Below are 10,875 nucleotides of genomic sequence, written 5' to 3' on the forward strand. Positions count from 1 at the left end.
GGGTGGGAGGGGCCGCTCAAGCTCTGGACGTACCAGGACCCGCTGAACTCCACCATCCTCGAGGCCGTCGGCAACCAGCTCCGCACGAACCTCGGCATCCAGGCGGTGACGACGCAGGCCCAGCCGGTCGACCAGCTCTACCCCAACATGGCGGCCAAGAAGATCGACGGCCCGGTGCTGCTCTACATGGGCGCCGGCTACCCGCACCTGTACGCGCTGGCCGACCAGCTGTTCCGCAAGGGCTCCGGCACCAACGTGACCGGCTACGACAGCCCCGAGTTCGCGACCCTCATGAAGAAGGCCGCGAGCGCGGGCCAGGACGAGGCGATGGGCCTGACGCAGGAGGCGACCAAGGTCGCGCTCGACGGGCTGCCGCTCTCGCCGCTGTTCCAGCCCGTCGGCGGCCTGGCGTACTCGGCCAAGATCAGCGACGTCAAGCCGGAGTTCCTCGGCGGCGTGGTGCTCGCCTCGGTCAAGGTCGGCTGAGGCGGCCCCGTGGCAAGGTACGCCCTCCACCGGCTGCTCATGGCGGTGCCCGTGCTGCTGGGCACCACCTTCATCATCTACGTGGCGGTCTACGCCCTGCCCGGGGACCCGATCCAGGCGCTGGCCGGCCCCAACCGGGTGCTGTCGCCCTCGGTCGAGCAGGCGCTGCGCGAGCGGTTCCACCTCGGCGAGCCGCTGCTCGTGCAGTACGGCCTCTACCTCAAGGGCCTGCTCTCCGGCGACCTGGGAACGAGCTTCACCGGCCGGCCCGTTTCGGAGGTCATCGGGGCGAGCTGGCCGGTGACGTTCCAGCTCGGCCTGACCGCCTGGCTGTTCATGGCGATCGCGGGCGTGCTGCTCGGCACGGTGGCCGGCCTGCGGCGCGGCCGCCTGGCCGACGCCGCCGTGCTCGGCGGCACCACGGTCGTCATGGGCGTGCCGTTCTTCGTGGTCGCCTACGTCGCGCAGATCGTGCTGGGCGTCGACCTCGGCTGGCTGCCGGTGTCGGGCACCGAGGCCGGGTGGCCGCTGGCGTACGTCATGCCCGGCCTGGTCCTCGCCCTGTACGGCCTGCCGCAGGTGGTGCGGCTGACCCGCACCAGCGTGCTGGACAACCTGGGCGCCGGCCACGTCGACACGGCGACCGCCAAGGGCCTGCCCAGGCGGGCCGTCGTGACCCGGCACGTCGTCCGCAACTCGCTGATCCCGGTGGTGTCGCTGCTCGGCGTGAGCCTCGGCTACCTGCTCAGCGGCACCGTCCTCATCGAAGGGATCTTCAACCTGCCCGGCCTCGGCTACCAGATCTTCACGGCCATCCCGCAGCACGACGGGCCGGTCGTCGTGGGCGTGGGAACCCTGCTCGTGCTCGTCTTCCTGCTGGTGAACCTCTTGGTGGATCTGCTCTATGGCATCCTCGACCCTCGCATCCGCCTCGGCTGAGCCCCGGCCCCGGCCGCGTCTCCGGGGAGAGCTGCGCCGCCGTCCTGCCTTCGCCGCGTCCGGCGCGGTCGCGCTGCTCGTCTGCGTGATGGCCGCCTTCCCGCAGCTGTTCGCGGGCTGGTTCGGCGGCGGCGACCCGCGCAGCTGCGACCTGGTGAACAGCGGCCTGCCGCCCGCGCCCGGACACCCGTTCGGGTTCGACATCCAGGGCTGCGACCTCTACACCAACGTCGTGTACGGCGCTCGCTCCTCCGTCCTCATCGCGGTCCTCGTCACCGCGGGCATGATCCTCATCGCGGTCGTCCTCGGCAGCCTGGCCGGCTACTTCAGGGGCTGGGTGGACGCGCTGATCAGCCGGATCATGGACGTGTTCTTCGGGTTCCCCGCGCTCGTCGGGATGATCGTCATCCTCCAGGCGGCGAGTGCACACAACGAGCTGACCGTCTCGGCCGTGCTCATCCTCTTCGGCTGGCCGGTCCTGGCCCGCGTCATGCGCGGCTCCGTGCTGGAGACCGCGACCAGCGAGTACGTGGCCGCCGCCCGCGGCGTCGGCGCCGGCACCGCCAGGATCCTGCTGCGCCACGTGCTGCCCAACTCCTTCGGCCCGGTCGCCGTCCTCGCAGGGCTGAACGTGGGCGGCGTGATCGCCTCGGAGTCGGCGCTGACGTTCCTCGGCGTGGGGCTGCAGACCCCGGCGATCTCGTGGGGCGTGCAGCTCAACACCGCCCAGCAGTACTTCTCCACCGCCCCGCACCTACTGCTCTTCCCGTCGATCTTCCTGACCGTGACCGTGCTCAGCTTCGTGCTGCTCGGCGACGCGCTGCGCGACGCCTTCGATCCCCGACTGCGTTAGGAGGTGTCCCATGAGCTTGCTGGAATCACTGCCCGGCTTCGACGCGTCCGCGCCGCTGCTCGCCGTCTCCGGCCTGCGCGTGAGCTTCGGCCAGACCACCGTGGTCAACGGCGTCGACTACACCGTGGACGGCCGACAGACCCTCGCCGTGCTCGGCGAGTCGGGCAGCGGCAAGAGCGTGACCGCCCGCGCCGTCATGGGGCTGGTCCGCCCTGCCGCGGGCTCCGCGCGCCTGCGCGGCGTCGACCTGCTCACGCTGCCCGAGGAGGCCAGGCGGCGGCTGCGCGCCACCACGATCGCCATGGTCTTCCAGGACGCGCTGTCGGCGCTCAACCCGGTGCTCAGTGTCGGCTACCAGATCGCCGAGCTGTTCCGCGCCCACCGCGGGCTGTCCCGCAAGCAGGCACACCAGCGGGCCGTCGAGGTGCTCGACCTCGTCCGCATCCCGTCCGCCGCCCGCCGCGCGCGCGACTACCCGCACCAGTTCTCCGGCGGCATGCGCCAGCGCGTCGGCATCGGGCTGGCCATCGCGCTGAACCCGCAGGTGATCATCGCCGACGAGCCGACGACCGCGCTCGACGTGACCGTCCAGGCGCAGATCATGCGGCTGCTCGGCGAGATCCAGCGCGAGCACGGCACCGCCCTGGTGCTCATCACCCACGACATGGGCGTCGTCGCGGACATCGCCGACCGGGTCGCCGTCATGTACGCGGGGCGGGTGGTGGAGCAGGGGAGTGCGGCCGAGGTGTACGCCAGGCCCGCGCACCCGTACACCGAGGCGCTGCTGGGCGCGATCCCCCGGCCGCGGCTTCGCGGCCGGCGGCTGGCGGTCATCCCGGGGGCGCCGCCCGACCTGGCCGCGCCGGACCCCGGCTGCCGGTTCCTGCCCCGCTGCGGGTACGGCACCGCCGCCTGCGCCGAGGCGCCCCCGGCACACCAGATCGAACCGGGCAGGCTGACCGCCTGCCACGAGTGGGAGCGGGTGACGTCGCAGTGAATGAGCCCGTGACGGAGACGGTGCTGGAGGTGCGCGACCTGGTCAGGCACTTCCCGGTCAGGCAAGGCGTCCTGCGGCGTACCGTGGGCGTGCTCAAGGCGGTCGACGGGGTGGACCTCGTGCTGCGCAAGGGGGAGACGCTCGGCATCGTCGGCGAGTCGGGATGCGGCAAGTCCACCCTGGCCAGGCTCCTCACCGCGCACGACCGGCCCACGTCGGGCGAGGTCACCGTGCTCGGCAGGTCCCTGCACGACCTCGGCGGCAGGGAGCTGCGCCGGGCCAGGCGGCACATCCAGCTGATCTTCCAGGACCCGTACACGTCGCTCGATCCGCGCATGACCGTCGCCGACACCGTACGGGAGCCGTACGACGTCAATCCGGAGCTCGCGCCGCGCGGCGAGCGCGACCGGCTCGTGCGCGAGCTGCTGGAGGCGGTCGGGCTCAACCCCGACCACGGCGGCCGCTACCCGCACCAGCTGTCCGGCGGGCAACGGCAGCGGGTCGGCATCGCCCGCGCCCTCGCGCTGCGGCCGGAGGTCCTGGTGTGCGACGAGCCCGTGTCGGCGCTCGACGTGTCGGTGCAGGCGCAGATCGTGAACCTGCTGGAGGAACTTCGGGAGGAGTTCTCGCTCGCGTACGTCTTCATCGCCCATGACCTGAGCGTCGTCCAGCATCTCGCCGACCGGGTGGCCGTCATGTACCTGGGCAAGGTGGTCGAGATCGGCTCCGAGGCCGAGGTGTACGGGGCCGCGGCGCACCCGTACACGCAGGCCCTTCTGTCGGCGGCGCCCGTTCCCGACCCGGCGCTGCGCGGGACCCGCCAGGAGATCGTTCTCGAAGGCGAGCCGCCCAGCCCGGTCGACCCGCCGTCCGGCTGCTCGTTCCACCCGCGCTGCGGCAAGGCCGTGGACGCCTGCTCCCTGACGGCGCCCGCGCTCGAACCGGTCGCCGGTCCTGGACACCTGGCGGCCTGCCACCTGGCCGACAGACCCGCCCGCGCACCCGTCCTCCGCGCACGATAGAAGAGAGGGCATGCCGTTCGATCCGTACCTCGCCAAGAAGCTGGAGCCGATCCGGGACCTGTCCCGAGAGGCCCTCGCCTCGGACCCGGTAGCCCAGCAGCGAATGATCGACTACGTGCGGGATCCGGCGGAGTGGACGATTCCGCAGGTCATCGTCGAGAACCTGCGGATCGAAGGCCGGCACGGCCCCATCCCCATCCGTACCTACAGGCCGCCGGGCACACCCGCGACCGCCCTGCTGTGGGCGCACGGCGGCGGGTTCTCGTTCGGCGACCTGGAGATGCCCGAGGCCCACGTCGTGAGCGCCGAACTGGCCGCGCGGGCCGGCGCCTTCGTCGCCTCGGTCGACTACCGGCTGGCTCAGAACGGCGTGCGCTACCCCGTACCGCTGGACGACGTCGACGCGGCATGGCGCTGGCTCACCACGGATGCCATGCCCCATCACCCCGCCGCGATCGGCGGGGCCAGCGCGGGAGCGGCGCTCGCGCTGGCGGCGGCGCTGCGCGAGCGGGACCGCGGCCGCCCGGCCGCCCGCCTCCTGCTCCTGGCCTATCCGTTCGCGCACTACCCGAACCCGGCCCTCGACGACGCGGCGGCAGCCGAGATGAGCGCGCTTCCCCCGTTCATGCGCTTCCCGGCCGAGGCGGTCGAGGGCATGGTCAGGAACTACGTGGGCAGGATCAGCGACCTCCCGCCGTACGCGCTGCCGGGCGCGGCGCGGCTCGACGCGCTGCCCGCCACGCACATCCTGCTGTCGGAGTACGACGACCTGCGGGCCTCCGGCGAGCTGCTCGAACGCCAGTTGCGCGCGGCGGGCGTCCCGGTGAGCACCTACCTGGCGAAGGGAATGCCGCACGGGCACCTGAACCGCACCCCGTCCCTCGGCGAGGTCGACGCTTCGCTCGGCTACTTCGCCGCCGCCCTCCGCGCCCTGGGCGGCACGACGGGCACGTCACCGGAGTGACGTGCCCGCGCCGGATCACTTCAGCCCGTACGCCCGGTGGACGGTCTGCTCGACGGTGTTGCCCTCGGCGTCGGTGGCCTGGACCCGGAGGCCCACGGCTCCCGTCGTCTGGGCCAGCGGCGGCGGAGTGATGGTCGCCCGCCCCGAGACGGAGGCGCCGACCGGCGTCCAACGGGCGCCGTCGTCGAAGGTGACCCACAGCCTGAGCCGGGTGACCTTCGCGTCCGGCCGCTCGTAGGAGCCGTGGTAGCCGGTGACGGTGATGCGGTGCGCCGTGCCCGCACTGACCCGGTTGTCCAGGTCGAGGGGCAGCTCGTAGCGGAGGTTGAGCCGCCTGACCGGCTCGCACGGCGTCAGCTTGCCCAGCGCGAACCAGGCGACGCACAGGCCTTGATCCGTGCCCGTCATGCCGCCGGTCGGCCGCCCGGAGCGGAACGTCCACGCGGTATCGACGTCGCGCGCGTACAGCTGGAGCGGATGCGGGCTGTGGAACTTGTCGGTCAGCCGATACGCGGCCTCCTCCCGCGGCAGTGTGAACGTCGGCATGGTCACCGCGAAGATCCCGAGCACCACCTTCGCCTCTACCAGCGGGATCTCCTGGCCGTCGCGGTAGAGGCGCAGCTCGTCCCGGCCGCCGTGCTTGGCGCTCTGGAAGTTGGCGTTGTAGGTGAACGCCTCCTGGTGGTTCGGGGCCTGCCCCATGACCGGGACGCTCGCCAGGAAGAGGTCCTCCGCCCGGCACGGGAAGCATTGCACGGCGCCCACGTCGTACGCAGCCTTGGAGACGACGGCGTTGCCGGGCACGCGCGGCTGGATGCCCCACGGCTCGGTCCGCGACCCCGCCGTGGGGAAGACGTCCACGGCGGAGGCCGTCAGCGCCGACCTGCTGTAGTAGTCGGTGCCCTCGTCGTAGGCGGTGGTGACCTGGCGGGTCCACACGATGTCGGGCGCGACGGGGCCGACGTACTCGGTCATCGTCGTCCGCGCGGGCCGGTCATGGGACATGGACGCGGTGCCCGCGAACCAGCCGGTGGGGGTGCGGATCGAGGCCGACGCGAGCAGGCCCACGGAGGCGGGCCGGTCGGAGTGGAAGCGGTCCTCGATCCGCTGCAGGTCGCGGTCCCCGAGGGTGTAGCTGAGATCGGCGGGGACGCGGCCGCGCTCGGTGAGCATCAGCGAGTACAGGTACGGCGTGGTCGGGGTGCCCTCGGCCGTGACGGTCACCGGCCTGCGCTGGGCCAGGGCGGCCAGCGCCCGCCCCTGCTCGGCGGGCAGGCTCATGGTGGGGATGGGGTACGCGGGCCAGCTGGCCGCCGGGTCGAGGAAGGCCCGGCCCGCGGCCCCGTACCCGAGGACCGCCACGGCGCCCGCCTGAGCGGCGGCCGTCACCCGGTCCAGCGCGTTGCCCGAGCACGTCGTGGCCGGGCAGAGATCCGCCAGGTCGAGCAGGACGAGCTTGCCGCGCACGTCGAGCCCGGTGAAGTCGGCGCCCTTGCCGGCGGGGACGGCCTGGAGCCTGCTGCGGCCGTCGAGCTTGCGGACCCACGGCTCGATGTCGAGGTAGCGGGGGTCGAGCTCGGGGCCACCGGGCGCCTTCATGGTGATGGCGGGAGCACCGAGCTGGAAGCGGCCGCCGAGGGTGAAGGAGCCCTGCGTGACCTTCCTGGTGGGCAGCATCAGGTAGTCGTCCACGCCGTAGGCCGGGTAGAGGGATCGCGCGTCGGCGTAGGTGCGGCCGTTGGCGGCGGTGCGCCGGAAGGCGTACTGGGAGGCGTAGATCTCGGCCGGGCGGGGCGTGCGCACGGAGACCTTGCGGGCCTTGCGCAGGTCGAGCGTGACCGTGGTGTCGCCGGTGATCTGGATCTGCGGGTCGGTGGGCAGGGACTGGACCCATTCGCCGTCCGCGTCGCGCCAGCCCACCGCGCTGAGCACGCTGTAGGTGCCGGGATAGACCGTGGCCTCGGACTCGGCGCCCGGTGCGGGATAGGAGAAGGACTCCAGGTCGTCGCGGTCGTCCGTGCGCATCAGCAGCCACGGGATCGGCGTCGGGTTGCTCGCCTTGTCCGGCAGCACCAGCCGGGTGCGCACGGTGACCTTCCGCGGTTCGACGAACGCCCCCACCGGGGTGCTCACGTGGACCTCGCCGCTCGCGTCCGACGCGTGGACGAAGCCCTCGTACCAGGTGTCCGGGCCGGCGGGGTCGAACGTCACCGCGACCGGCGCGCTGCCGTGCGCGGGGACCGTGACGGTGTCCTTGCCGAGGGTGAGTGTGCGCTCCGGCGGGGGGCCGCCGCGGTGCGCGGAGACACCGCTGGTCAGGGTGAGGGTGACGGGCTGGTCGCCGTCGTTGGTGTAGGTCAGCGTCTTGGTGACCGGGCCGCTCTGGGGTGAGGGCAGGAAGCCGAAGTCGACGGCGCCGTCGGCGCGTACCGGCTGGGTGATGGCGCGGGCCACGTCGACGCGGCCGGCGCCCTGCTCGTACGCCCCCGCGCCGGTGCGCCGGGCGGTGCTCGTCAGGGCGGCCTTGAGCTGGGCGTTCGTCCAGCCGGAGTGCTGTCCGGCGAGCAACGCGGCAGCGCCCGCGACGTGCGGGGCAGCCATCGACGTGCCCGAGGCGCTGGTGTGGGTGTCGTCGGCGGGCGTGCCCATGGAGGTGCCCTGCGCGCGGGCGGCGGTGATGTCCACGCCCGGCGCCGCGATGTCCGGCTTGAGGCTGTAGTCGATCGCGGTGGGGCCCCTGCTGGAGAAGTCCGCGGTCTTGTCGGAGCCGTCCACCGCGGCGACCGTCAGCGCCGCCGGGGACGTGCCGGGCGAGCCGATCCTCCGGCTTTGCCCGTCGTTGCCCGCGGCGACCACGAACAGTGCCCCCGACTGCGCGGAGAGCTCGGCCAGGGCCTGGTCGAGCGGGTTGTCCGGGCCGGGGCAGCAGCCCCCGAGGCTCATGTTGATCACCCGGGCCTGCTGGGCGACCGCCCACTGCATGCCGGAGATGACGTCCGACTCGTGGCCGCTGCCGTAGTCGTTGAGCACCTTTCCCACCAGGAGCGACGCCTTGGGCGCCACCCCGTCGTACCGGTCGCCGTCCCCCGCGATGATGGAGGCGACGTGTGTGCCGTGCCCGTGCCCGTCCCGGGCGCTCGCCGCCGAGCTGAAGTTGGCCGTCGCCGCGATCCGGCCGGCCACGTCGAGGTGCTCGGCGTCGATGCCGGTGTCGAGCACCGCCACCTTGACGCCCTCGCCGGTCAGCCCGGCCGCCCAGGCCGCCGGGGCGCCGATCTGCTCGACGCTCTCGTCGAGCACGGCCCGCACCTTGCGGTCGAGCCAGACTTTGGTCTTCGCGGATCTGGCCACGTCGAGCGAGGGCAGGAACCGGGCGGCGTCCTTCTTGTCCACCTTCACGGCCGCCGCGTCGATGCTGGCCAGGTCGCGCGCCGCGGCGATCCGCCGGCCCGCGGCGTGCTGGACGATCACGGGCAGGGTCGCGCTCTCCGCGTCGGTGTACCCGTTGCCCGCGAGGTAGGCGACGTCGAACAGTCCCCGGTCCAGGCGGCCCGCGGACAGCAGGTCCATCACGTCGGCGGGGAAGACGTAGTAGGAGTCGCGGTCGCGTACGGACATGAAGAACACCGGCGCGCCGTCGGGCCGTGCGGCCGGCTCGACCTGGGCCTGCGGGCTCCCGTCCGGCGCGGTGCCGTACGTCACCACGTCTCCCGTGATCAACGTGATCTTCTGAGGGCCCTGTTGAGCCGTGCCGCCGATTGCGGGAGCCAGGGGTGGAGCCGATGCGGAGAGGGGTGGAGCGGGGACGGCCATTCCGGTGGAAAGAAGCACGCCCAGCGCGACAAGCGACCGGCGGATCATGGTCCTCCTCGTGAAGATCACTCCGGGGAACCATGACAGATTCCAGTAAAGTCGCGAAAGACAGAATCGCGTCCTCTTTCCGTCATATGCGGAAAGAGGACATGCTGATCTCGTGCTGGAGATCATCGGACTGTCGTCCGCCGAGGAGGCCCTGTACGAGGCCCTGGTGGAGCGCTCGGCGGCCACGCTCGCCGAGCTGGGGCACGAGGCCGCCACCGCCGCCCGGCTGGAGGAGCTCGGGCTGATCACCCGGCTGCCCGGGGATCCGCCCCGCTACGTGGCGGTCTCCCCGGAGCTGGGGCTTGACGTGCTGATCCATGCCCGCACCCGCGAGCTCACCGAGGCCCGGCATCGCATCGCCCGGCTCGCGGCCCGGCGCCACCGGCCCGTGCCCGAACCGGACGCCGCCGGCCTGGTGGAGGTGGTGCTGGGCAGAGAGGCGGTGAGCCGGTGGTTCGAACGGCTCCAGCAGGGCGCGCGGCGGCAGGTCCGGGTCTTCGACGCGCCGCCGTACGCCACCGTCGCGGACGGCAACACCGCCGAGCTCGAGCTGCTGCGGCGGGGCGTGGAGTACCGGGTGCTGTACGACAGGCGCGCCATGGAGGCGCCGGGCACTCTCGCGGCCATCACCCGCTACATCGCGGCCGGCGAGCAGGCCCGGGTCGGGGACGTCCCGGTGAAGCTCGTCCTGAGCGACCGGCCCATGGCGATCATGCCCTTGCGGCACGGGGAGCACGTCGTGGAATCCGCGCTGGTGGTGCACGACCCGACCCTGCTCGACGCGCTGTCAGTGCTGTTCGAGACGTCCTGGGAGCGCGCGGCGCCGCTGCACGTCAGGCACGGCCGCCTGGCCGAGGCGGCCGATGCCGCCGGTGCGGCCGGGGGCCGGCGCGACCTGCTGCCGCTGCTCGCCGCCGGGCTGACCGACGCGGCGATCGCCGCGCACCTCGGCTGGAGCGACCGGACCGTACGCCGCCACGTCCGCGACATGACGGCCCGGCTGGACGCACAGACCCGGTTCCAGGCCGGCTACCAGGCGGTCCTCCGCGGCTGGCTGGCCGAGGCGTGAGCAACCCCGGCGGGACGGAGCCCGGCGCGGACGATCCCGGCGAACCTGGATCCGGCGCGGGTGGCCTCGGGTCCGGTGCGGGCGATTTCGGCGAGCCTGGATCCGGCGCGGGCCGCCTCGGCGGGCTCGGGTCCGGCATGAGCGGGCTCGGCACCATCGGGCTCCACCCGGACGAGGAGGCCCTGTATGAGGTGCTGCTGGACCGATCGCCGACCACCCTCGGCCGGCTCGCAGCGGCCTGGGTGCGCCCGGACCTCGTCCCCCTGCTCGCGTCGCTGGAGGACAAGGGACTCCTCAGCGCCACGCCCGGCCCGCCGGTCCGCTACGCCGCCGTCGCGCCGGAGATCGCGCTGGACGCCCTCCTGCTCGCCGCCGAGCGCAGGCTGCTCCAGGCCCGCGAACGCGCCCGCGAGCTCGAGGAGACCTTCCAGGAGCACGCGCGGAAGCGTACGCCGCCGGTCGTCGTCGAGGTCGTGACCGGCCGGCGGGCGGTCGAGCAGCGGCACGCCCAGATCCAGCGCGCGGCCCGGCGGCAGCTGCGCAGTCTGTCCAAACCGCCGTACTTCGACCGGCTGGGAAGCGTGGCCGCGCAACGGGAGCTGCTCGACCGCGGCGTCACCAGCCGAATGATCTACGAACGGGACTTCGTGACCCGCGCCGGCGCGCTGAGGCAGATCGAGGAGA

The 10,875-nt window shown here is 72.9% G+C and carries 8 protein-coding genes and 1 pseudogene; 8 read left to right on the forward strand and 1 reads right to left on the reverse strand.

Annotated elements, in window-relative coordinates; all coding sequences use genetic code 11:
- From EJK15_RS72170 to EJK15_RS63450, 6 genes are all read left to right on the forward strand, one after another.
- Nucleotides 1–486 (forward strand): hypothetical protein (locus EJK15_RS72170; protein WP_240778001.1); only part of this gene is annotated, 486 nt, incomplete at its 5' end.
- Nucleotides 487–495: 9 nt separating this feature from the next.
- Complete coding sequence (locus EJK15_RS63430; protein WP_240778002.1) at nucleotides 496–1,425, forward strand: ABC transporter permease; 930 nt, start codon at nucleotides 496–498, stop codon at nucleotides 1,423–1,425.
- Nucleotides 1,391–2,278: an ABC transporter permease gene (locus EJK15_RS63435; RefSeq protein WP_138719944.1), complete on the forward strand. Its 888-nt coding sequence runs from the start codon at nucleotides 1,391–1,393 to the stop codon at nucleotides 2,276–2,278. The genes EJK15_RS63430 and EJK15_RS63435 overlap by 35 nt, the downstream gene beginning before the upstream one ends.
- A gap of 10 nt (nucleotides 2,279–2,288) precedes the next feature.
- Nucleotides 2,289–3,275: an ABC transporter ATP-binding protein gene (locus tag EJK15_RS63440; RefSeq protein ID WP_138719945.1), complete on the forward strand. Its 987-nt coding sequence runs from the start codon at nucleotides 2,289–2,291 to the stop codon at nucleotides 3,273–3,275.
- Nucleotides 3,272–4,297, forward strand: a complete 1,026-nt coding sequence (locus EJK15_RS63445; protein ID WP_240778003.1) for an ABC transporter ATP-binding protein — start codon at nucleotides 3,272–3,274, stop codon at nucleotides 4,295–4,297. The genes EJK15_RS63440 and EJK15_RS63445 overlap by 4 nt, the downstream gene beginning before the upstream one ends.
- Before the next feature lie 10 nt (nucleotides 4,298–4,307).
- Nucleotides 4,308–5,261 carry an alpha/beta hydrolase gene (locus tag EJK15_RS63450; protein WP_138719946.1) on the forward strand — a complete coding sequence of 318 codons (954 nt, stop codon included), beginning with the start codon at nucleotides 4,308–4,310 and terminating at the stop codon, nucleotides 5,259–5,261.
- Nucleotides 5,262–5,276: 15 nt separating this feature from the next.
- Here EJK15_RS63450 and EJK15_RS63455 read toward each other — a convergent pair whose 3' ends face one another.
- Complete coding sequence (locus EJK15_RS63455) at nucleotides 5,277–8,981, reverse strand: S8 family serine peptidase (RefSeq protein WP_171075310.1); 3,705 nt, start codon at nucleotides 8,979–8,981, stop codon at nucleotides 5,277–5,279.
- 253 nt (nucleotides 8,982–9,234) lie between these two features.
- Here EJK15_RS63455 and EJK15_RS63460 point away from each other — a divergent pair, with 253 nt between their 5' ends.
- Together EJK15_RS63460 and EJK15_RS63465 are read left to right on the forward strand one after the other, a co-directional pair.
- Nucleotides 9,235–10,191: a helix-turn-helix transcriptional regulator gene (locus EJK15_RS63460; protein WP_138719948.1), complete on the forward strand. Its 957-nt coding sequence runs from the start codon at nucleotides 9,235–9,237 to the stop codon at nucleotides 10,189–10,191.
- Nucleotides 10,188–10,875: pseudogene (locus EJK15_RS63465) on the forward strand (hypothetical protein); the annotation flags it as partial. The gene EJK15_RS63460 and the pseudogene EJK15_RS63465, both read left to right, overlap by 4 nt.

It is taken from the genome of Nonomuraea basaltis, assembly GCF_005893125.1.
Lineage (GTDB): Bacteria > Actinomycetota > Actinomycetes > Streptosporangiales > Streptosporangiaceae > Nonomuraea > Nonomuraea basaltis.